Raw genomic sequence first — 22,832 nt, 5'->3', positions numbered from 1 at the left:
ATAATCCTCTCCAAAAATCAGTCTAATTCTCGCACTTCAATCGGAAGTAATACCTGTTCAAGCTTTGCCCGATGCTGTTCATACTGTTCAGGCAACATTAACTTTTCTCCCATCGTCTCTTGGGATTCGTCATGCGCAAAGCCAGGAGGATCCGTCGCAATCTCAAACAAGATTTCACCATGCTCTCTGAAATAAATCGCATTAAAGTAGTTCCGGTCCCTGACATGAGTTACCCCGTATCCATTTGCCGCCACATATCGTTGCCAATCCAATTGATCCGCGTCGTCAACAGCCCTCCAGGCAATGTGATGGACGGTTCCAACGCCCATTTTTCCCCGGCCAATCGGCGTTAATTTAAGGTCGATGATATTTCCGATGTCACCTGTGGAACGGTAGCGGACGAAATCTCCTTCGTGCCCGACTAATTCCAGTCCCATCACGTTTTTCTAACAATTCTCCCGTTTTTGTCGGATAGGTGGATAATAGCGTAGCTCCACCGAACCCTTTAATCGCCACATCAGGTGTGACCTCACCGAACGTCCACTCGTTGGCTTCTCCCTCTTCTCTTTCAACAATTTCCAAATGAAGACCGTGCGGGTCATCGAATTCCAAATACTGCTCTCCAAAGCGTTCCATGATGGTAAAAGGAACGTTGAATTTTTTTAGTCTTTTTTTCCAAAAATCAAAAGCTCCTTTTGGCACAACGTAAGAGGTCACTCCTACTTGACCGTCCCCAATGACGCCTTGACGTGCCCCTGCCCATGGAAAAAAGGTGATGATGGTTCCGGGCTTTCCACCTTCATTCCCGAAATAAAGGTGATAGGTACCCGGGTCATCAAAATTGACGGTTTGTTTCACGAGACGGAGGCCCAAAACGCCTGCGTAGAAATCCACGTTCTCCTGGGGATGGCCGACGATGGCGGTAATATGGTGAATACCCATGGTTTTTTTACTCATTTGCTTCCACTCCTTTTTCATGGTTAGTTTGTTCCTACACGCATCATATAATTTATTTTAACTCAAGAATCTCTAATTTGAGATAGTTTAGAATAAAAAGGCATCTAAAGCGTAAGTTCCAGGGCCGATTAGCGCGACTCCGATTGCTACTGCCATCAAGGTTAGGTTATATTCATACCCGTTAGCGGTAGACCATAATCCATTCGGTGCGTGCACTTTGACGATCGCCATTAGCATGGTCGCTGCAATCATGATTCCTGCAAGTGGAGTGAGAAGTCCTAAGGCAAACAATAATCCGCCAACCAATTCCGCTAAACCAGCGAAAAGTGCCATAGTGACGCCTGGCTTCATGCCAATGGATTCAAACCAGCCGCCCGTCCCCTTCAATCCATAACCACCGAACCAACCAAACAATTTCTGTGCGCCGTGACCTACAAATAAACCACCAATAACTAAACGAATAAGTAATAATCCAATATTTATCATTTTTAAAATCCTCCTAAATAGTGTTTGTTTTTTATCTCGAATTCGAGATATTATAGTAAAAAAAATCTGAGTCTACACGTTAATCTTTTTGAGCTGCTGCGCCAATGTTTCTGCTTCCTCAGAGGGCAGTGCCTCAAACATCTGGTGAACCAGCTCCTGATGTTTCGGCATGATTTCGTTCATCAATGCAGTTCCTTGATCTTTTAAGGTGACATGAATCATGCGGCGGTCCTCAGGACATGCATTCCGGCATAATAGGCCTCGTTCTTCCAGCTTATCGATGACATAGGTCATGGAACCACTTGAAATTAAGATGCAATGTCCGATTTGCTGGATCGTTTGTTTCCCTTTTAGGTAAAGGACCTCTAACACAGAAAACTCGGTGATTGTTAGTTTATATTGTGCCATCTCTGCCTTGATTTTCTCATGAATCGCTTTTGATGTTTGCATCAAGGTAAGAAAAGGGACATTCGTGCATTTCCTCTCCATTATCTTCACCCCTTCGCTTTGTTGTTTGGTATCTCGAATTAAAGTATCTTGAATCTGAGATAATTATATGACGTAACAAAACCTTTGTCAACTAAATATTTTTAGGGGGGACAGTCCCCCGTTGCGCTAAAGCGCCGGGGGACTGTCCCTCATCTCATCAATTGCATACTATCCACGATTTTGACTGCATCCTTTATGGAACCATTATAAAAAAAGCTATACACAAAGCCATCACTTGTCTCCCAAACGAAATTCACGCGTGCTGCCTGTCTTGTACCCCGAACGAAAATTTCACCTTCAATAATATCTTTATTCTTCAGCCAATGGACTTTTTTCATCTGTTTCAGCAGTTCATCCGCTTGTTTGTAGGGCTCTTCCCCATGGTCACCATCAAAAAGAAGTGTCCATTTGCCATCTGTCCCATGAACCATTGACCGAATCCGTGGCTCGATCCATAACTCAAATCCATCTTTATTTTTATAGAAAACAAAATTCTCGGGTCTGACGACGGATGTGACCGTTCCGACGTTTCCGTATAAATCCCCTATTTTCCACGATTCCCGCGGATGAAATAGTGCTGGGTCATTCGGCCGATAAGGCTTATCCATCGTTAAAAAATCAATCTGGTACCCATTTTCGTAAGCGTGTGTATAGCAAGTCAAATACCTCTTTGACTTGCTGGTTGGCTTACTCCAGTAAGTGGGCAACAAAACCGGAACCTTCGTACTTTGTGTCAGCTCTTTCGTGACCGGCTGCAAAAAGGGAACCACTTCCTGTTGCTTCGCCATGGCGGTGAGAAAAAATAAACTGCAAACAGAAAGCAAGACTAACCTCTTCAAAAAAATCCCCTCCTTCACAAATGCTTATTACAAGTATTATTCACGATTGCCAAAGGAATTATTTGAGGGACAGTCCCCCGCTGCGTTAAAGCGCCGGGGGACTGTCCCCCCCCTTTCCTCCCTATTGACTTGTGACACACTGTCATATATAATTCAATTCATCGCCGGTTATGACACGGTGTCACACGCTCGCAATTAAAGGAGAATCTATACAATGCCAAAACAAACGTTTTTTCACTTACCTAAAGATAAACAAGATACTCTCATTCAAGCTGCTAAAAAGGAATTTTCCAGAGCGCCATTACATGATGCATCCATAGCGAATATCATCAAAGACGCTGGAATCCCTCGGGGTAGTTTTTATCAGTATTTTGAAGATAAAGAGGATCTATTTTATTACTTGTTGAGCCAACTCTCGCAAAAAAACAACGAACGGTTTATTTCCACCTTGAAAGAAAAAAACGGTGATCTATTTGAGACGTTTATTGACTCTTTCCAAAGAATGACTTACAACCACACAAGCCAAGAAAACAAAACTTTTTTTAAAAATGCCTTCTTAAATATGAATTATAAAGTGGAAAATACATTGGCTAACAACATTTATGAAGAGAATCAGAGGAACCAGTATGAGGCGATGCTTCAACTAATCAATACAAAGAACCTCAACATAAATGAAGAACAGGAACTGCATCAAGTTTTAAAAATCATCATGGCAGTCACGTTCCAAAACCTTGTTCAGGTGTTTGTAAAAGACTTATCGGATGAAGAAGCGTTAAAAAATTATGTGGCACAATTGGAACTCCTGAAAAAAGGATTGTATAAGGAAGAACACTAATGAGCTCCCTAAAAACGTTCCAAAAAAGGCCCATACCTTTAAAAAAGCTTGTAAAAAAACTTCAAGACCAAGGCATCAACGCACAATTGTGCAAGCGACCAACACTACTAAAAAGGGGAAATACATCTATATGGATTCAACAACAATAGAAAAACAAAAAACACCTTATTTAATGCTCGCCATTCTTTTTATCGGCGCATTTGTTTCGTTTCTCAATAACTCACTTTTAAATGTGGCCCTTCCATCGATCATGAAGGACTTAGACATCACTGATTTTTCGACGATCCAGTGGCTATCAACAGGCTACATGCTGGTCAGCGGCGTATTAATTCCCGCATCCGCGTTTTTAATCACCCGCTATTCGAATAGAAGTCTATTTATTACGTCCATGACGATTTTTACCTTAGGTACAGCGTTAGCCGCGTTCGCACCAAACTTCGGCCTATTACTCACCGGACGAATGATTCAAGCGGCAGGTTCTTCGGTCATGGGACCATTATTGATGAATATCATGCTCGTCAGCTTTCCACGTGAAAAACGCGGAACAGCCATGGGGATTTTTGGATTAGTCATGATTACAGCTCCTGCCATTGGGCCGACCTTATCCGGTTATATCGTAGAATATTACGACTGGCGCCTGCTGTTCGAAATGATTTTACCGTTAGCGGTAATTAGCCTACTTCTAGGGATTTGGAAAGCCGAAAACGTCATGCAGCAAAACAAAAAGGCCACGCTTGATTATTTTTCAGTCGTTTTATCATCGATCGGATTTGGTGGTTTACTATATGGTTTCAGTTCTGCAAGCTCAGACGGCTGGACCGACCAAGTGGTCTTAACTACACTTAGCGTTGGTGCGGTCGCGCTAATCGCCTTTATTGTCCGTCAATTAAAAATGGAAGAACCATTATTGGATTTACGTGTTTACAAGTACCCTATGTTTGCGCTTGGTTCGGTGATAGCGATTGTTAACGCTGTTGCCATGTTCTCCGGTATGATTTTAACCCCTGCTTACGTTCAAAATGTGCGCGGTATCTCACCGCTTGATTCCGGTTTAATGATGCTGCCTGGTGCGATTATGATGGGGATTATGTCGCCGATTACAGGGAAACTGTTCGATAAATTCGGACCGCGTGTGCTTGCTGTCTTAGGACTTGCGATTACAGCCGTTTCCACTTATATGCTGGCACATCTGCAAATCGATTCGAGCCATACCTATATCATTCTTGTGTATACTCTTCGCATGTTTGGGATGTCCATGGTGATGATGCCAATCATGACAAACGGCCTAAACCAACTGCCAACACGCTTAAATCCGCACGGTACCGCAGTGAATAATACCGCGCAACAGGTGTCAGGTTCCATTGGTACAGCCGTTCTCGTTACAATCATGAATTCAGTGACGAAGTCAAAAGCAGAGAGCCTCATGTCGGGGATTGACCCAACTACGTTCACTGCCGCTACTAAAGCATTGGTCACACAAAAAGCGCTATTAGCTGGGATCCAATATTCATTTTACGTAGCGCTTGGCATCAACCTCGTCGCACTCCTACTTGCCCTATTCGTAAAACGCGTAGACACAAGAAAAGAAGACATAGAGAAAATAAACCTACAAGAAAACACCAAAATGAAACCAGTAGCAAACTAAAAATGAAAGAGGGGACAGTCCCCCGCTGCGCTAAAGCGCCGGGGGACTGTCCCCTCTCTTTATAACCGAAAGTTCCTATTATCTAGCAAGTAGCTTACTTTCTAAAAAGCCCTGCTGCCCTTGCTGCTTCAAAGCTTTTTCTAGCAAAATCAAACGGGTCATCCCCTGCATTTTCCCAGTGCATATACATTAATCGTGGATTGTCAAATAGCCAGTGATTATGAACGGCAGTAACAATTAACCCTCTATTTCGTAATTCAGTTAAAAATGGATTTATTTCTTCTTGTAGAACGACCGATTCTCCTAAGTTTAATCCATTATTCTCAAAGGAAAGAGCAAATGGAAGCGCTAAAGGGGATTGCGTTCTCTCTCCCAAAATTGTTGCATTAATATCACGTAGCCGCTGAACAACACAAACAGGAGTTGCAGTAACAACCACACCCCCGATGATATTTGCTAGCTGTTGGCACGTTGAAGTACTGATGCCCCTAACTTCGCCACGAGAGTTAGTTGTATTTCTTTGATTTGATCGATGCCCAGTGAACCTAGCACTCGATTCTTCCTGGGAATCGAATTGATTACTAACATTAGAGTTTCTGCCAGTATTACGGCTATTTCCAAACCAACTGCCGAAGATATCAGATTCTCTTCTATTCATGAAAACCACCTCCTTGTCCTTAACATACTAATCAGTCTATTCAGTGAGGTTGGACAAGTATAGACAAATACCAACGGACAAACACCTTTTTAAGAGGGAGGGACAGTCCCCCGCTGCGTTAAAGCGCCGGGGGACTGTCCCCCCCATTGACTTTTCCATCTATCGGATTTATACTGTTATTAACACTTTACTGTTATTAACAGTATAATGTTAATGACAGCATAACTGAAAATTTGGAGGTTTTACGATGAAACATACTGGTCGACATACAAGCGAATTTCTTTTGTTATTTTTAACAGAGGGAGATAGTTATGGAGGAAAGCTTCTACAGAGATGTGAGGAAGAGCTTCCCAGTAATCCCATTGATAGTGCCATCCTCTATCGTACCCTGAAAAAACTTGAGAACGAAGGTGCAGTTGAGTCCTACCTGGATACAACGGATCAAGATAAGCCCATCAAAATGTACAAAATGACAGCTTTGGGTGAACAAAAATTAGATCAATTCCAAACAGACATCGAAGAGAAAGTGAAAAACTTGTCCTTCTTCTTAAACAAATATAAAGAATGGAAGGAGTCCACTCATGATTAATGGTGTAATCCTTTATTCAATTGCTATTATTCTAACTAGCCTCTCCTTCATTAAGGATCGAAAAAAAACAAAAGAGGCGCTGTTAAAGTCATGGAAAAGCTTCCTAAACATTCTACCTGACATGTTATCCATCATGCTTTTCGTTGGACTATCCCTAACAATCTTATCTCCTTCGGTCATTTCGTCTATCATTGGAGAAAAGTCAGGACTTGCTGGGATTATCTATTCCACTATCATTGGATCCATTGCACTCATTCCAAGTTTTGTCGTCTTTCCTCTTGGAGCGACGCTAGTTCATAACGGGGCTGGCCTCCCACAAGTAGCGGTATTAATGTCAACACTAATGGCAGTCGGCATCACTTCATTACCGATGGAACAAAAAATCTTTGGGCGAAGCTTTGCCTACGCACGTAATGCTTCCGCCTTGGCCATGTCCCTTCTTTTTGCCTTTATCATATGGGTGGTGATGACATGAAATCAGTAAAAAGATTCCGTTTCTTTCTAATATTATTATCTGGGACGCTCATCCTTACAGTAATCAACCGGTCATTGGGTTGGAGTGCATTCCAACTAACAGGAAAAAGTCTAATTGATATGCTGTTTCTCCTTCCTCCTGTCCTTGTATTTGTAGGTCTACTAGACAAATGGGTGGAAAAAGAAACCCTTATACGTTATATGGGAGAGAAATCTGGCATCTACGGTGTCCTGTTCTCCCTCCTATTAGGAGTGATTGCAGCTGGACCCCTCTATGTCGCTTTTCCCATCGCAGCCCTTTTATTAAAAAAAGGAGCAGGGATTCGCTACATTGTATTCTTTCTAGGAGCATGGACAACCGCAAAATTACCGGTGCTTGTCTACGAATTCACATCATTCGGAGCAAAATTTACACTCATTCATATCAGCTTTGGCCTATTATTCTTCTACTTTATGGGGATCATCTTTGAAAAGTTTTATAATCGAAAACAACTGATACAGCATGATTTGACTAAAGAAGCTTAAAAGAGGGACAGTCCCCCGCTGCGCTAAAGCGCCGGGGGACTGTCCCCACTTTTTCACCATAGTTTCCCTTCCCTTAACTCCAGGAACACATCTGCCGCCTCAAAATCTCTTTGATTCTCTTGAGCTTTTTTAGAGAAGAACTTCATCATGACCGCTAACCCGAAGGAATCGCTTCTTAATGGGACCTCTCTTGAACCACCCACTAAACAAGCCCTATCAAAATGCACCCACCCACATTGACGATAAAAGGGGACCAATTGAGGGTCGCAAGTAAACATTCCTACATCTGCATAATTCCTCTCAATAAATGAGGTAGCTTCCTTCACAAGTGATCCCCCATATCCTTGTTTCCGATAGAAAGAATGGGTCATGACCTCACTAAGTCCAAAAACCTTATAAGTCTTACCTTCATGCTTTATATGTTTCCAAGGAACAGAAACATGACAGACCACGAAATCATCGATGAGAAGAACCAAGGAAGTGGAATTCGTTTCAGGAGTCTCATTCCAGAGGGACTCTTCCTCTCCATCCACAAATGCTTGGGGCCATTCCTGTTTCATCAAAGTCAACACTTGTTTTTTTATATGTAAAGGGCACTCCTCTTTGGGAAAAAGCAACGTTCTTATCAATGAATGAACCCTCCTTTATATTTTTATATCTGATCTATTAGGGACATCCGATTAAAAGTGATCTACCAGAAAGGCTAATTTTTGTTTCGACTCTCTTTTTCATTCCCACGTTTAAAGTTACCAGTTATTTTAGCAAGCAATAATTGAACCTCTGTAATATTTCCTTCCGCCTCATTGATCTTTGTAATCAGACGTTCCGCTTCCTTATCCTTTATGATTTTAATTTGTTTATTTTCAAAATAAATAATGACCGTTCCTTTTTTAGTAATTTTATAGGAAAATGGTTCTTCCATTAATCTATTTCGCTTATCTATTTCATTCATCGGACAAACTCCTTTAAGTCCAAGGGGACGGTTCTGATGGCCTTTTTCCTCATCGAGTAAGAGCCACCAGAGCCGTCCCCCTGGTTTTTCCCCTGGTTTCCCTGGTTTTTTATTGTTTCTTCTCCATTTTATTAATTTCTAAATAGGCGCAGTAGAGCACCACTAGAACCATAATCACTGGAAAAATAATGAGAACATCATGATACTTCACTGAACTTGTGGCATACAATCCGTATAAATAAATAGTCATCCACGACCCAGAACATAACGCAATGACACCAATTAAAAAATTCACTAAAATCCCCCCTATAAAACTGGAAAATACGTTTCTAATTGTACTTTCATTCTTTCGAAGTCTTTTATCGTAATAAACTTCAAATTGATTTCCACTTCTTTTTGATTTCTTAAAATTAATACGAACCGATTACCTATGACACGTCCCTGTTCGACTTCGGTTAAATTGATTTTTTTCATAGGCAAAACCAAACCTTTATAAATTGAAAGAATGTTCTCGTTTACTCTTATATAATCAATCGATGTGATTCTAAAGTAAAATACCGTCAAAATACCGCTCATCAAAAAGTTAAAGATAAAAAGTAAAGTTATCACAAAGTAAAATTCACCAAATATTCCGCTAAACATAATTAAGTTCATTATAGCAACAAACAACCAAAGGCTTCCCGCAACTCTCCATAATGGACTTTCTTTATATTTAACCCGCAACATCTCCCCTCCATCTAAAAACATTCTAATTTCATTTTATCACCCAAAGTACCATTTTTGTCATATAATTCCAACTATTTATTTTCCACAAAAATAGCGTCAATCCTTCTGGACCAACGCATTAATTATCCCTTAAATGATGAAAATAGGAGAAACCTAGAATGGAGGAGTTTTATGAAAAAAAGCCTTTTGATAATAATTTCCTGCTTCACGCTTTTCGCTTATTCACCCGCCAAAGCTGCAACCATCGCTAATGACGATGTACAATTACGCGAGGACGTAATCATCACTTTGCTATTTCCCTTTATTTATAGAGAAATCGAGAAACATTACGGCGAACCTAAGCAGTTTTACAACCAAAGGGTTCTCAAAATCAAGAAGCTAAGAGAAGGCAGCTACTTATTTAATGTCACTGTGCAGGTAACAACCTTTGAAGGAGCTCATAATCCACCATATGATTTAGTGACCATTACCTTTAGTAATAAGAATGAACAGGATTGGCCGGCTATTGATTTCAGAAGCAGAAGGCTGAAAACGAACGAAAATCAATGAAAGCACCCTAAGTAAAAAGAGTTTTATTTTTTTGGGTAAAAAACCATCTAAAGGTTGACCAATTATAAAAAAAACTGACAACATTTCATTGTCAGTCATCGCAGAACCAGCCAATTAACGGCTTTTTTCATCCTTTTTGTACATTAATTGTCCATCTTCCATGTGATAAACATGGTCACAGTAAGCTAACATACGTTCATCGTGCGTAACCATAATGGCTGCTTTTTTTCGCTTCTTTACCTCATCAGCAATCAATTTCACCACTTCATGTGCACGATCTGAATCCAAACTAGCTGTCGGTTCGTCAGCAAGAATAACGCTTGGTTGGTTAAATAAGGCCCGAGCAATGGCTACCCGTTGACGCTCACCACCCGATAATTCATTAGGCATCTTGGAAAGTTTATCGCCCAACCCAAGCTCTGTCAGTAAGTTTATTGCCGATTGATAATCCTCTTTATTCATCTTACCAGCCATTTTTTTGATTAAGATTAATTGATCAAGCACAGATAAGTACGGAATTAAGTGGGATGCTTGAAAAATAAATCCTATCTCATTCAAACGGAAGTCTGCTAATTGCTTCTCATTTAGGGTCCCAACATCTTGACCATTTACAATTACCTTGCCAGTAGTGGGCTTGATTAAAGAACCAATAATAGATAACAACGTGCTTTTTCCTGAACCTGAAGGACCCACAATTGCCACTAGCTCACCAGGATTCACAGTAAAAGAAGCTTCCTTTAGAGCGGTTACGGTCGCAGCTCCCTCTTTATATTGTTTCGTCACCTGTTGTAACTGAATACCACTCATCTATTCCACCCTCCCTAAAGCAATCAGCGGATCAATTTTTGTAATTTGTCGTACTGAAATGATGGAACTCAATAAGCTAATCACTAATAAAGCTAGTCCATATAAGGCAACAAGTTTAGCATCTAAGTCAAAAGGCATATTTTTCGGGAAGGCAAGAGCGGTTAAATACGTTAATCCAATGCCGACCAAAATTCCAAAGAAGGATAAAATAAATACTTGTCCCACAATTGATTTTGAAATAAATCGATTGGATGCTCCCATCGCCTTCATCACACCAAATTGTGGAGTCTTCTGAATCGTAATCACATAGAAGAAAACGGCAATGATAAATGCTGATATAACAATTAAGAATGCAAGCATCATGATAATGGTACCAGTCTCTTCCTTATACCCTGGCATTCCTTGAACAGCTGCATTTTTTGTTACGGTTTCAATTCCTTGGACCTTTTTATTCAGCATGGCAGCATCTAAATTTGGTGCGTTTAACGTAATGGCTTGAACGGGATTTTTCACCCCATTGTCAGACCCCGGTGCTGCATATTGATACGCTCTCCATGTATCCATATTTGTAAATAATACAGGTAAATGGTTGAAGGTTTCATTTTCAACAAAACCGCTAATGGTTAATTTCATATTTGAATTAGAAACAAGCAACTCATCGCCAATTTGATATCCCGCATCTTTTAACGTTTGATTGGCTAACACACCAAACTTCTTATCGGTTGAAAGTTGCTTTCCTTCTATAACGGTTGGTTCAATAAACGAACCGCTCGTGACTCCAATTAGTGCAACATCCGTTTTCTTTTGACTATCGTCTGTTTTCTCTTTGGATACAGCGGCCATGGATGCTCCAAAACCAGTTGCATCCTTTACATCTTTATTTGCTCTTATCTCATCAATTAAATCTCCAGAAATAATCGACTTACTAAAGGTAGCACCAGCAGATTTTTCATAAACAACATAATTGGCATCTAGGTTTTTAACAGCGGCAGCACTCAGTGTCGAAAGGCCATTTCCCAGCCCTGATAAAATAAAAACCAACCATGCAATTAAGATAATAATAATACTCATCATTAAATAACGAAATTTTGCATACTTTAATTCCTTTATGGCTAAAAACAAACTCGAACTCCCCCTTCAAGATTAGTTACACATGTGTCACTTTTGCTAAAAAAAATAACTTATATGTGTTTCACAAAGATTATTATACATATAAGTTACAATTGTGTCACTTTTTTTTTAGAATTCCATTGAGAATTAACTTCTTTGTATAATTGAACACTTCTTCAGTGTCCATTCCTGAATGGTTAGGAATCGCAATACTTTGAAAAATAAACCCTAGTAATAATTCATTCGGCATGTCCATATCCATATAGCCTTCTGACTTACCTTGCTGAACTAGATGCATAAGAGGCTGATATAGTTCACGATGCATGAGCGAGAGTTGGTTTTTCTTCGCTTCTAGATGTGGTGCGTTTTTGGTAGAAATACCTTCCTGAATCCCAAGTATTGAATGTAAATCCTTGTACTTATATATTTTTTGCAAAAGTAAGTCGATCTTTTCTAGAAAAGGTAACTCCTCTGGAATAGATGAAAAACTCTTCAATGTATGGTTCATTTCATCTAGCATAAAATCTAATAACAATTCATCCTTATTTTGATAATACTTATAAATGGCTGCTCGTGAGATATCTAACTGTGAGGCTAATTGACCAATGGTAAATCCTTCATATCCCGTTTCAATAATGAGCTTTTTGGTGCAAAGGAATAAGTCCACTTCATTAAATTTCCGATCTCTCCCCATGTTATTCCCTTCTTTCCATTCATTCCTTACTATGTATTTTAGCCATTTCTGGTGTTCAATATATTCCTTTATAAAAAAGGATATAGAATATTTTTTGATCATCACGCAGTGTACTATGATTTTATCAGTCTACTACACTTGTAGCAATAGACCAGGGGGACGATTCCCTTGGTTTCTTACCTCTTAGTAGCAAGGATTTGCTGATGTCTTTGGATTTAAGTAAATTCAGTTGCAATTAAGTGCTTGTAATTTAGCCAAAAGTCACGAACTTCGTCTGGTCTTTCCTTCCATTCATAAGGAAAATATTCTTCAGGCATTCTCCATCCTGACCTTTGCACAATAAAAAAAGCTGCCGCAATGACAGCATTGTATTTGGCAATTAATAAATGCTATAAACGGCAGTATCTTTTTTTATGTAAAAAAGCCAACATACGCAAGAAATGCATAAAACTTGCATATTTTAGACTCTTTTATTTTATAACTTATTATGTTAAAGCACCCGTTAGCTTAAGTACAAACCTTCACAAACTAATAATAACTTAAATTTGCTGTAAAAACCCAAACAAGAAGCGTCCCCTCCCTAAAAGAAACGCCCTTTCGTATAAACTATATTTAATCGAACGTTTGGCATTGTTTTTGGCTTTCTTCTTGCGATATATGTTTCTTTATTTTTACATTTGTCACTTGTAACCCTGTTAGGTTAGAATCCCTTACAGAAAAAGTAAGTTTATCATAATCGCTACCGTGGTGTCCTGAATAGTTTAAAGCACTGGCAAAAATGAGATGTCTCCTGGGATCTCCATCAATGGGTTCAATTCTGATTTTTGGACACATAAAAAATTCCGAATAAGATGGACCCAAATAATTTAAATAACGTGTAAACAATGCTTCTTCAAGCAACTCTTCTTTAATAGGTCCCACCACTTCTTTTCTCCACCCTACAACGAGCCAATCATAAAGAGATTGTGACTTTAATCGTATTTTTTTGCTGTTTCCTGAAACGATTAATTCTCCATCTTTAGCAGTGCAGGTTTTTCGTTTTTTGTCAACTTTACACGTATAGGCGGGTTCAATAGTAATCACTTCATTATTTGCCATTTTTAACGTCAATTTATTAGATGGATTATTTAAAGATACCTCGATTGTTCCATTCACTCGGCTAGAGTGATTAAGCCAGTGTACCACTTTTCTTAGTACACGTTCTTGAAAACCATCGTTGATACTGAAAACACGCTGCTGCCCAGAATCATTTTCAATTTTAATGTATTCGACCTCATAATGCTTTAATGAGTGCGTCAATAATTGTTCCAAAAAAGGGATCTGTTGATTAGTATTATTTTTTGCTTCAGCCATTTGGCTGGATGAATTAAATAAAAATCCAATGAGGATTAGAAATACAATATTATATTTCTTCATAAAAGTGATTTCCTACAACTAAAAATTCTAATTCTAAAAAGTCATCTCTTACACTACAAGTTGTATCATCGTAAAAATTACTTGTTCTCAAAATAACCAATTGGGCAACCTCCTTACTTTTAATAAACTTATGTAAATACCCAATGCTCATTTAAATATTTGTTTTATTTAGGAATGGAATTTGCGATTTCCTTAAATATTTTTGGTGTGACTATGTTCGATACCCTCTTATCAACACTCAAGATATATTGGAAACCATCCTTTTCAAATACAAAGAGGTTAAATCCTCTTACTGCCTTGGTACTAAGGATCGCTACACTACCTTTTATTTTTAACCTTTGATCAATTAGCTTTTCTTTTATTTTTAAACCATATTCTGCAGGTTGAACAAAAATCTTATAGTGATTCTCAGGTATATCTTTATTAATGTACTCGATTTCAAGTTTATCATTAGGCTTATCTTCTATATTACCTACCCTTGCAAAGCTATGAGTAAAAGCAATAGGTGGAATTTGCACTGGTAGCTCAATATTGCGATTAAAATGTATACTGCTATCTTTTAATGCCTGGTGTATTCCAGTATAGCCTATTTCAAAATAAGTCTTTTGTAATTGTTCGCTAGTGTAGGTTGTTGCTTTTGCTCCAAATGTAAAGGAACAGGTTAATATGATAAACATAATAACTATTTTGAAAAACTTGATACTGATCACATCCTTTTTTATAGTTTTTTACTATGGTAGTATTTTCAATTTAACCCTTTAATATGTTAAGGGGTATTTACTGTACACCTTTAGCTAATAAAAAAAAGCGTCCCTGTTTATTACAGAAACGCACCCGTTCGTAATATAAGGTTAGCCAGAATTTTCTGGTTGACCTTTTTCTATATGGTCATATGATTACGGTAGTCGGGGTAGAACGTCGCCCCCGTGGGACTAGATCCCGTCAAGTAAACTGTTCACCCCCTACTTGTATAAACATGTTTCAGGCTGGTTGGGACCATGATCCCGTTTAACAAGCGAACCTATGACATTACAAGGAGCTTTAGGGGATACCGACTAATATGTATTTCTAGGAGGAGGAGTAATTAATATGAATCCAGTGATTGGTCTGGATGTATCAAAAGGGGAAAGCCAAGTTCAAGCATTTTTAGATAAAGGAAAACCATACCGTAAGAGTTTTAGTATTAAACATGATCTTAAAGGGTTAGAAAGTCTATTAGAATTCCTTCTAGATGTGGAAAAGGAAACTGGTGGTTATCAACCTTCGGTCGTTTTAGAATCAACTGGGCACTATCATATTCCCGTTATTCAGTTTCTAGAGGAACAAAATTATGTTTATATTATCGTGAATCCACTTATCTCACATAGAGCCAAGAGCTCAAGCCTTCGAAAGGTTAAAACTGATGCGATTGATGCTTATCATCTTTGTGAACTGTTTTATAAAGAAGAACTAGAGCCTTATAAGAAGCGTGGTGTTCAACTCTTAAACCTTCGTAATCTAACAAGGCAACAAGAGAGTATTGCAGAAATATCTGCAAAAACAAAGATACAGCTACATTCCTTAATTGATCAGGTCTTTCCTGAGTATCGAGGGGTTTTTGGAAGCCTCTATTCAAAGGTATCTTTGCTTACTTTACTAGAATTCCCTACTTCTAAGGCAGTATTAAGTGTAAGTGAAAAAGAATTAACTGATAAAATAGGTTCGTTATGTATGAGTCGTTCGGAGTCATGGGCAAAGGAAAAGGCACAGAAGTTAAGAGAAGCCGCCAATCGTGATCCTTTTCAAAACAATCTCTACGATAGTCATATTTTTAACCTTGAAATCTTGGTTAAGATTGTTCTTCAATACCAAGAGCATCTATCCAATATTGCGAATGAAATAGATGCCCTCGCAAGTGAAATTGAAGAATATGAGATTCTTCAATCTATCCCTGGAGTCGGAGAAAAAATCGCTGCAACGATTATTTCTGAAATCGGAGAGATAGATCGGTTTAATGATGCCAAGAAGTTAGTTGCATTCGCTGGAATAGATCCTAGTGTGTATTCTTCTGGAAAGTTTACTGCATCGGTAAACCGAATAACCAAACGTGGCTCATGTAGGCTTCGCCACGCCTTGTATATGGCTGTTCAAAGTGGTATTCGAGATTCCCGTAAAAAGAAAACGACTGATGAGATCATTCCACGTAATAGAAGACTACGTGAGTTTTACGATAAGAAACGAGAAGAAGGAAAACCCTTTAGAGTAGCCATTATTGCTTGTGTAAACAAACTCTTACATTGGATTTATGCCTTACTAAAAAGCAGAACAACTTTCCAAGATATAGCTTAGAACCTATATCTAACTAAATACAACAAAACCTTCCAGAAAGAGAATTTAGGAAGGTTATTTGGCATGAACATTTTTAGTATATCATGAGGTTATTAAACTTTTTATTGAAAAATGTTGACAAACTATTAGCTGGTTTACTTCAATAACGAAAATAAATTCCATTTACCTTATCGGTCTTTTTGACCAAATATTATAAATCACCCCTGCTATCCCTGGAGGAATTATTATTAGATATTTTAAATGTTGAGGTAATGTAAAATATAGAATGGCTGAAATAATTATTGCTGGGACATATAAAACTAAATACTTTTTAATCAATAAAAACCACCGCCTTTTTAATACAACCAAATTGCCCAATACTTGCTGATATTCCAATAAAAAAGGGGCGTAAAAGAAATTCTATATTTCCCTAATAATATAATACAACTCTCTTTTTTCATCGTATTTAAGTTCTTCGTTATCCACATCTGCCATCAACGCTAGTTTAGTTTTATCCGGTCCCAGATAAAAGTTAAATTTTTTTCTGGATATCGTTTGAATTTCATCCTTAACCGAAGGAATACTATGATTTGAACTCATTGCAAAAGCACATCTTGAACCAACTAGGTTCCAAGTATAAGCACCATTTTTGTCTACATTAATATTTGCAATTGCAATTGAATCACTTAAATTAGGGTTTGCAAAAATAATAAATTGTTCCCCACCAACTTGAATTTCATCAATGATATCATCTTTGGTAATTCCTTCGTCTTGTAGCCCGTATTCAACAGCACTTTTATACTTTAAAAATGTGTTATTTGCTTGAGATGTTTTATTTGTTTGACAACCTACTAGAGTAATGATCATTAAAATTAATAAATAAAATTTTTTCAATTCAATCCCCCTTTATTAACAATTTTACCAAAAAGTATTTAAGCCTAACTCTAATAATAGTCAATATTCCGAAAAGATAGTTTATACCGCTCATTTAAGTAAAGTGCATTTACAAGCAATCTATATTCCGTTTAAACTCCTTCTTGCATTAACATGCCCGTTACTTCAATAAAGAAAAAAGCCACCTTAATTGGCAGCTGGGTCTTCAACTCTTGCCCCTGTTAGTTTGAAATAGAATGTGTAGTTATAAGTTCGTTTTACCAACAAGATAGCCTTTCTATTGTGTCATTTTCATCCGTAATGTACTGGAGGTCCTCAAAACCTTTTAACTTTGCGTTTTGAAATAAACTTTCAAGTTTTTCCGAGTCCTTACAATAGATTATCATATATATAGTATCAACGACTAATAACACGAGTTGACAATTGCTTTTTAAAAACTCATCATACGTTTTAATATCCGCTGGATTATTTCCTTTTGGGTACGCTTTTAAATCTGCAAATATTAGATAATACTCATTTTTTTCTATAATATTTTTTAGAATCTTACCGTCCAAAACGATTGAGTCTTCTGGGAAAAGTGGTTTACCTAGCGTATCATCCTCCACAAAATATGACTCTTCGCCCCCAATAAGCCAGTTGAAGTCAGTCGTATTAAAAGGCTTCAATACCTCTCCCAGGTAACTTCCGTATCTATTTGCAATTAGGAAACTGATGCCTTTTTTCATTTATCTCCACCTCTTCTCAATAACCAAATATCGTTAATTTTACTTCTAGATTCAAATTTCAAAATCCTTCTTTTTGAAGTAAACTGCTCCGTTACTTCAATAAGAAAATCTTCGAAAACCGCACCCAGTTTCTTTTGCAAATGCCGCATTTAGTAAAAAAAAGAATGTATTAATAATTATGAAAACTAGTTTCGGCTGGAATTACATTTTTAATAAGTTCAACATCTTTTTCCATAGCATTAGGAACAAAGAATTCAGTTCCCCAATGACCTGAATGAAATACTGGCACCGTACCTTTATCTAAATTAACTGTAAACCATTTGAACTCTCCAATATTATTAATATTGTCATTCGATAGATAAGCTGAAATAATTGAGGTTTTCATTCCCTTAAAGACAGTAATATTTTCTTCTTGAAACATCTCAAATGAGTTGAGTTTTTTAATTTCATCAATTGTGTCAATTTCTTCATTCCAACAATGCACTTCAATCGTATCAGATTTTAATAAAAAGTATTTTATTAAATGAACCCAATAATCATAACTTCTATTTACTGGTTTGGGAAAGGTTGAATCATCGTCTGTATAAGTTGGAATATGAAAAGCTAAATTATCTTGCACAAAATTCCTCCTCTCAAAAGCCCTTTTCACAATCTATATTCTATATGGTTGTTGAACTAACCTGCCCGTCAGCACAATAAGAAAATGGGATCGCCGCAGCCATCCCACTTCCCTAACTCTTGCACCCGTTCGTAATATAAGGTTAGCCAGAATTTTCTGGTTGACCTTTTTCTATATGGTCATATGATTACGGTAGTCGGGGTAGAACGTCGCCCCCGTGGGACTAGATCCCGTCAAGTAAACTGTTCACCCCCTACTTGTATAAACATGTTTCAGGCTGGTTGGGACCATGATCCCGTTTAACAAGCGAACCTATGACATTACAAGGAGCTTTAGGGGATACCGACTAATATGTATTTCTAGGAGGAGGAGTAATTAATATGAATCCAGTGATTGGTCTGGATGTATCAAAAGGGGAAAGCCAAGTTCAAGCATTTTTAGATAAAGGAAAACCATACCGTAAGAGTTTTAGTATTAAACATGATCTTAAAGGGTTAGAAAGTCTATTAGAATTCCTTCTAGATGTGGAAAAGGAAACTGGTGGTTATCAACCTTCGGTCGTTTTAGAATCAACTGGGCACTATCATATTCCCGTTATTCAGTTTCTAGAGGAACAAAATTATGTTTATATTATCGTGAATCCACTTATCTCACATAGAGCCAAGAGCTCAAGCCTTCGAAAGGTTAAAACTGATGCGATTGATGCTTATCATCTTTGTGAACTGTTTTATAAAGAAGAACTAGAGCCTTATAAGAAGCGTGGTGTTCAACTCTTAAACCTTCGTAATCTAACAAGGCAACAAGAGAGTATTGCAGAAATATCTGCAAAAACTAAGATACAGCTACATTCCTTAATTGATCAGGTCTTTCCTGAGTATCGAGGGGTTTTTGGAAGCCTCTATTCAAAGGTATCTTTGCTTACTTTACTAGAATTCCCTACTTCTAAGGCAGTATTAAGTGTAAGTGAAAAAGAATTAACTGATAAAATAGGTTCGTTATGTATGAGTCGTTCGGAGTCATGGGCAAAGGAAAAGGCACAGAAGTTAAGAGAAGCCGCCAATCGTGATCCTTTTCAAAACAATCTCTACGATAGTCATATTTTTAACCTTGAAATCTTGGTTAAGATTGTTCTTCAATACCAAGAGCATCTATCCAATATTGCGAATGAAATAGATGCCCTCGCAAGTGAAATTGAAGAATATGAGATTCTTCAATCTATCCCTGGAGTCGGAGAAAAAATCGCTGCAACGATTATTTCTGAAATCGGAGAGATAGATCGGTTTAATGATGCCAAGAAGTTAGTTGCATTCGCTGGAATAGATCCTAGTGTGTATTCTTCTGGAAAGTTTACTGCATCGGTAAACCGAATAACCAAACGTGGCTCATGTAGGCTTCGCCACGCCTTGTATATGGCTGTTCAAAGTGGTATTCGAGATTCCCGTAAAAAGAAAACGACTGATGAGATCATTCCACGTAATAGAAGACTACGTGAGTTTTACGATAAGAAACGAGAAGAAGGAAAACCCTTTAGAGTAGCCATTATTGCTTGTGTAAACAAACTCTTACATTGGATTTATGCCTTACTAAAAAGCAGAACAACTTTCCAAGATATAGCTTAGAACCTATATCTAACTAAATACAACAAAACCTTCCAGAAAGAGAATTTAGGAAGGTTATTTGGCATGAACATTTTTAGTATATCATGAGGTTATTAAACTTTTTATTGAAAAATGTTGACAAACTATTAGCTGGTTTACTTGAAGAAGATAAATGCCTTATATGTTTTCATCGTAAGACCATTCTTGTTCAATTGTTATATTAAACTCATGTAATTGTTTAGTTACTGTCTCTAAAAATTGGTTGCAATTTTTTGTTGGTTCATTTAGAAAATAAATTTGAATTACAAATGAATTAAATTCATTATCTGGATAAATATCGTTATATTCTTCAGCTTCGATAAATCCTAAATAAGCATTAATTTTATCTTGTATTATTAAGTGCTCATATTCATTGTCCCATCCAAGATGGTCTGAAATCATAAAAATAAGTTTCTTTTCATCAAAATCCGCACCAATTCCATCCACTTTATCAACTTCAACAACAGACATTTTCCCGCCGCCCTCACGCTTTTTTTAACCGATTTTCCTGTAAATATTTTAGCATTACATTTATATAAGGAAGTTAATTTTTTCTAAAATTATTCAATTTCTTCTTCAAGTAACCTGCTTCATTAGTGCAGTAAGCATCGCTTCACCAATATGAATACATATTCGTTTGTATACAGGATTATCATTCAGTAATGATTCATAAAGATTAATAAACATACTGCCAATACATCCATCAGTTAATTGACAAAAACAAGCTCAAAATTATTATTGAAACCCTGTAATACTGAATTCAATATACCTTACATCTTGTTTTTCTAATCTGCTACCATACATTGCTAATGTATTCTTAATTGATTCTATTTGAATCATAGTTGGTGAATCAAAAGTACGGTTAAAGTTTTCTATCCATTTATCGAAATAGGCTCTACCTAATCCTGTTAGATTACTATCTTCCCTATTTACATAGAACTCTATAATATAGATAATTGCATCCCATTTTGCTAGTGAACATAGTAAAAGAGCTATATTATATTTGGAATGGTTGTATCTAGTCTTTTTGTAAATGGTATATAATTGTTCTTTTAAATCACTATAATTTAGCGTTTTTAATGATCTCCTGGCAGCATTCGATACCCCCACATGCCTGTGATTTAGCATCCAGACAAACTCTCCCTTGTAACTTTTCCCATCTAATATTGCTAATGCTAGGATGGCAGCCTTAACAATCGAAACATCATTATGAGCTAAAAATGGAATGATCTCCTTTGCATGGTCTTTCTTACCGACTTCGCCTAATCCCAAAATAGCTCCACGAAGAGATTGCTTGGAGTTTATCATCTGCATGTAAAAAGAAGAAAAGTCTGTAAAGTTATGCTTTTTTAACAGGAATCTTACTAGTGATCGAATCATATAACTTTTATCTACCAGGGCACTTTCAAGTTCGCAAATACTCTCGTTAGGAAAGAAGAAATGATATTTTTCCAATACTCTTGCTCTTATCATTGGAAATTTGTCCTTCTTTAAGATAGGGTAATATTCATTAAATTCTATTACACTAATGTCACTTATTAATTCATTGAACAGTAGTAGGCGCGGGTGAGGCTCTTTTTCTAGCTTAAGATAATTGAAGAGTAATTCTTTCTTGTACAATTTTGAGTGTACAATCATTTGATAGCAGAAATATCTTACCTTAATTGACTTTGACCTTGTACCTTGGTCCAAATATGGGAACGACTCCTTTTGAGATAACAAATGAGCAACATGTTCAAACATTTGACTATGGTCATTTCTCCTAGTGTTCTTTAGCTTAAATACTATGGGGAGATTGTTGACAATGTGGTTAACATACTTAGTTGTTAAACGACACTCGACATTTTTTTTCGCAGACTCCCTTATCTCCGAAACCCAATCATTACAGCGGATAAGTAAATAAGGAAATTCATAACCTGAGTCATGCAAATTTAATAAATGCAACGCTTTTTCTCTAAAATAACCATTTGGATGAAAACTGCACAAACCTAAAATTATTATTCTCTCAGCTTCAGTCATATCAGACATTAATAAATTCTCTGGTGATTCATTCTTCCAATCATGTTTCCAATCCAATGAAGTATGATTTCTAAAAATACGATCAAGCTTTGATAATACTAGAATGTTTAAAGACAATACATATTCTTGAAGTACTTTTGCTGTTCTAATTTTTAATTCATTAGAGCTAGTTAATAAAAGCTCAAAAATAGGAGGTATTTTTGATAACTCATACTTGCCTGTAACTTTCAACCTTTCTTCTATATACTCCTTTGAGTATCTGTCGGCAGGGTAAAACGCCGATTTCTTTTTAAAAAATCTCCAGCTCAATCGTCCTCATCCTCTATACAAACGACTCCCGTTTGGTGGTCTACTAAGATATTTAATTATATTTTCACTACTCAACTTCTTAATCAAACCGTTCCGTATCAAATCCGTCCATAATATCCTCTAATTCGGTAAGAAAATTTAGTTGTACAGGAGCAGGGATTTGCTCCTTCCACTTTTTTATTTCAGGTAACTCCTCCGCCTCTTCTATAGTCGTTGGCTTTGGGTGAAGAGTTGTCCACCATTTCTTCAATTCATCGATAAATTCATAAAAGTAACGTTCAAATCTTTCTGCCCATTCTGCGCCTTCGTCACCAGAAGTCTTTTGCATCATACTCCAGGCTTCCATCGCTGTTTCAAAGTACTCATCTATTAGCCTCATGTCGAACTCCTTTCTGGACCATTAACTGAATATTATTTTCCTGCTAATGATTCGATCATCTCACCATTAACAATATCAATTTGTATTAATTCCTTTGTCTTTTTTTTATAAGTAAAAAAATATGTTTTTTCCAGATCACTTTTTAATGCAACAATTGCTTGATTCTCTTCAATATCGTCATTACTATATTCG

At 37.3% G+C, this 22,832-nt stretch carries 27 protein-coding genes and 1 pseudogene; 8 read left to right on the top strand and 20 right to left on the bottom strand.

The genetic code is table 11. The features are described from left to right. Positions 1-17: 17 nt before the first annotated feature. The 4 genes and pseudogenes from QE429_RS04750 to QE429_RS04735 form a co-directional block, all read right to left on the bottom strand. Positions 18-957, bottom strand: a pseudogene (locus QE429_RS04750) (ring-cleaving dioxygenase). 87 nt (positions 958-1,044) lie between these two features. Next, complete coding sequence (locus QE429_RS04745; RefSeq protein ID WP_307284611.1) at positions 1,045-1,443, bottom strand: DoxX family protein; 399 nt, start codon at positions 1,441-1,443, stop codon at positions 1,045-1,047. 72 nt (positions 1,444-1,515) lie between these two features. Then, the gene (locus QE429_RS04740; protein WP_307284609.1) at positions 1,516-1,932 is read right to left on the bottom strand and encodes a MarR family winged helix-turn-helix transcriptional regulator; all 417 of its coding nucleotides are present in this window, start codon (positions 1,930-1,932) and stop codon (positions 1,516-1,518) included. Between the two features lie 149 nt (positions 1,933-2,081). After that, the gene (locus tag QE429_RS04735) at positions 2,082-2,771 is read right to left on the bottom strand and encodes a hypothetical protein (RefSeq protein ID WP_307284607.1); all 690 of its coding nucleotides are present in this window, start codon (positions 2,769-2,771) and stop codon (positions 2,082-2,084) included. A gap of 214 nt (positions 2,772-2,985) precedes the next feature. Here QE429_RS04735 and QE429_RS04730 point away from each other — a divergent pair, with 214 nt between their 5' ends. Together QE429_RS04730 and QE429_RS04725 are read left to right on the top strand one after the other, a co-directional pair. Then, complete coding sequence (locus tag QE429_RS04730) at positions 2,986-3,606, top strand: TetR/AcrR family transcriptional regulator (protein WP_307284605.1); 621 nt, start codon at positions 2,986-2,988, stop codon at positions 3,604-3,606. Between the two features lie 130 nt (positions 3,607-3,736). Beyond that, positions 3,737-5,251, top strand: a complete 1,515-nt coding sequence (locus QE429_RS04725; RefSeq protein WP_307284603.1) for a DHA2 family efflux MFS transporter permease subunit — start codon at positions 3,737-3,739, stop codon at positions 5,249-5,251. Between the two features lie 94 nt (positions 5,252-5,345). Here the strand turns inward: QE429_RS04725 and QE429_RS04720 are convergent, their stop codons facing one another. Further along, positions 5,346-5,909, bottom strand: a complete 564-nt coding sequence (locus QE429_RS04720) for a DUF1259 domain-containing protein (protein ID WP_307284601.1) — start codon at positions 5,907-5,909, stop codon at positions 5,346-5,348. Between the two features lie 247 nt (positions 5,910-6,156). Between QE429_RS04720 and QE429_RS04715 the strand changes: the two genes are divergently transcribed. Genes QE429_RS04715 through QE429_RS04705 form a run of 3 tightly spaced genes read left to right on the top strand, consistent with a single transcriptional unit; the run spans position 6,157 to position 7,497 of the window. After that, positions 6,157-6,498, top strand: a complete 342-nt coding sequence (locus QE429_RS04715) for a PadR family transcriptional regulator (RefSeq protein ID WP_307284599.1) — start codon at positions 6,157-6,159, stop codon at positions 6,496-6,498. Continuing rightward, positions 6,491-6,973, top strand: a complete 483-nt coding sequence (locus QE429_RS04710) for a hypothetical protein (protein WP_307284597.1) — start codon at positions 6,491-6,493, stop codon at positions 6,971-6,973. Before QE429_RS04715 ends, QE429_RS04710 begins: the two co-directional genes overlap by 8 nt. After that, positions 6,970-7,497, top strand: coding sequence for a permease (locus tag QE429_RS04705; RefSeq protein ID WP_307284592.1), 528 nt, complete (start codon positions 6,970-6,972; stop codon positions 7,495-7,497). Before QE429_RS04710 ends, QE429_RS04705 begins: the two co-directional genes overlap by 4 nt. Before the next feature lie 53 nt (positions 7,498-7,550). Here QE429_RS04705 and QE429_RS04700 read toward each other — a convergent pair whose 3' ends face one another. The 4 genes from QE429_RS04700 to QE429_RS04685 form a co-directional block, all read right to left on the bottom strand. Then, positions 7,551-8,057, bottom strand: a complete 507-nt coding sequence (locus QE429_RS04700; protein ID WP_307284590.1) for a GNAT family N-acetyltransferase — start codon at positions 8,055-8,057, stop codon at positions 7,551-7,553. Positions 8,058-8,200: 143 nt separating this feature from the next. Beyond that, on the bottom strand, positions 8,201-8,449 hold the full coding sequence (locus QE429_RS04695) for a hypothetical protein (protein ID WP_307284587.1): 249 nt from the start codon (positions 8,447-8,449) through the stop codon (positions 8,201-8,203). Between the two features lie 109 nt (positions 8,450-8,558). After that, positions 8,559-8,744, bottom strand: coding sequence for a hypothetical protein (locus QE429_RS04690; RefSeq protein ID WP_307284584.1), 186 nt, complete (start codon positions 8,742-8,744; stop codon positions 8,559-8,561). 11 nt (positions 8,745-8,755) lie between these two features. Then, entirely contained in the window at positions 8,756-9,175 is a 420-nt protein-coding gene (locus QE429_RS04685; RefSeq protein WP_307284583.1) for a hypothetical protein, read from the bottom strand. A gap of 171 nt (positions 9,176-9,346) precedes the next feature. Between QE429_RS04685 and QE429_RS04680 the strand changes: the two genes are divergently transcribed. Further along, positions 9,347-9,724, top strand: coding sequence for a DUF3888 domain-containing protein (locus QE429_RS04680; RefSeq protein WP_307284580.1), 378 nt, complete (start codon positions 9,347-9,349; stop codon positions 9,722-9,724). Positions 9,725-9,838: 114 nt separating this feature from the next. On the opposite strand, the gene QE429_RS04675 is transcribed toward QE429_RS04680, so the two are convergent. The 5 genes from QE429_RS04675 to QE429_RS04655 all read right to left on the bottom strand — a co-directional run bounded on the left by QE429_RS04675 (position 9,839) and on the right by QE429_RS04655 (position 14,461). Further along, entirely contained in the window at positions 9,839-10,531 is a 693-nt protein-coding gene (locus QE429_RS04675; protein WP_307284579.1) for an ABC transporter ATP-binding protein, read from the bottom strand. After that, entirely contained in the window at positions 10,532-11,653 is a 1,122-nt protein-coding gene (locus tag QE429_RS04670; RefSeq protein ID WP_307284574.1) for an ABC transporter permease, read from the bottom strand. It abuts the gene before it with no gap. Between the two features lie 106 nt (positions 11,654-11,759). Beyond that, entirely contained in the window at positions 11,760-12,335 is a 576-nt protein-coding gene (locus QE429_RS04665) for a TetR/AcrR family transcriptional regulator (protein ID WP_307284572.1), read from the bottom strand. Between the two features lie 612 nt (positions 12,336-12,947). Continuing rightward, on the bottom strand, positions 12,948-13,751 hold the full coding sequence (locus QE429_RS04660) for a hypothetical protein (RefSeq protein ID WP_307284570.1): 804 nt from the start codon (positions 13,749-13,751) through the stop codon (positions 12,948-12,950). Positions 13,752-13,915: 164 nt separating this feature from the next. Then, a complete protein-coding gene (locus QE429_RS04655) occupies positions 13,916-14,461 on the bottom strand; it encodes a hypothetical protein (RefSeq protein WP_307284567.1) in 546 nt (181 codons plus the stop codon). 379 nt (positions 14,462-14,840) lie between these two features. Here QE429_RS04655 and QE429_RS04650 point away from each other — a divergent pair, with 379 nt between their 5' ends. Next, positions 14,841-16,079: an IS110 family RNA-guided transposase gene (locus tag QE429_RS04650; RefSeq protein ID WP_307284559.1), complete on the top strand. Its 1,239-nt coding sequence runs from the start codon at positions 14,841-14,843 to the stop codon at positions 16,077-16,079. Between the two features lie 399 nt (positions 16,080-16,478). Here QE429_RS04650 and QE429_RS04645 read toward each other — a convergent pair whose 3' ends face one another. From QE429_RS04645 to QE429_RS04635, 3 genes are all read right to left on the bottom strand, one after another. Continuing rightward, complete coding sequence (locus tag QE429_RS04645; RefSeq protein WP_307284564.1) at positions 16,479-16,952, bottom strand: hypothetical protein; 474 nt, start codon at positions 16,950-16,952, stop codon at positions 16,479-16,481. A 257-nt stretch (positions 16,953-17,209) separates the two neighbouring features. Beyond that, a complete protein-coding gene (locus QE429_RS04640; RefSeq protein WP_307284562.1) occupies positions 17,210-17,677 on the bottom strand; it encodes a DUF2691 family protein in 468 nt (155 codons plus the stop codon). A 169-nt stretch (positions 17,678-17,846) separates the two neighbouring features. After that, a complete protein-coding gene (locus QE429_RS04635) occupies positions 17,847-18,296 on the bottom strand; it encodes a hypothetical protein (RefSeq protein ID WP_307284561.1) in 450 nt (149 codons plus the stop codon). A gap of 380 nt (positions 18,297-18,676) precedes the next feature. Between QE429_RS04635 and QE429_RS04630 the strand changes: the two genes are divergently transcribed. Beyond that, positions 18,677-19,915, top strand: coding sequence for an IS110 family RNA-guided transposase (locus tag QE429_RS04630; protein ID WP_307284559.1), 1,239 nt, complete (start codon positions 18,677-18,679; stop codon positions 19,913-19,915). Positions 19,916-20,071: 156 nt separating this feature from the next. On the opposite strand, the gene QE429_RS04625 is transcribed toward QE429_RS04630, so the two are convergent. From QE429_RS04625 to QE429_RS04615, 3 genes are all read right to left on the bottom strand, one after another. After that, the gene (locus tag QE429_RS04625) at positions 20,072-20,404 is read right to left on the bottom strand and encodes a DUF6572 domain-containing protein (protein ID WP_307284557.1); all 333 of its coding nucleotides are present in this window, start codon (positions 20,402-20,404) and stop codon (positions 20,072-20,074) included. Between the two features lie 264 nt (positions 20,405-20,668). Continuing rightward, positions 20,669-22,261 (bottom strand): HEAT repeat domain-containing protein, encoded by a 1,593-nt coding sequence (locus tag QE429_RS04620; protein ID WP_307284555.1) that lies wholly within the window; start codon positions 22,259-22,261, stop codon positions 20,669-20,671. 79 nt (positions 22,262-22,340) lie between these two features. Next, positions 22,341-22,640, bottom strand: coding sequence for a hypothetical protein (locus tag QE429_RS04615; protein ID WP_307284554.1), 300 nt, complete (start codon positions 22,638-22,640; stop codon positions 22,341-22,343). Positions 22,641-22,832 lie beyond the last annotated feature (192 nt).

It is taken from the genome of Bacillus sp. SORGH_AS_0510 (assembly GCF_030818775.1).
In the GTDB taxonomy this organism is placed as follows: domain Bacteria; phylum Bacillota; class Bacilli; order Bacillales; family Cytobacillaceae; genus Neobacillus.
This window is presented reverse-complemented; position numbering and strand designations above follow the sequence as displayed.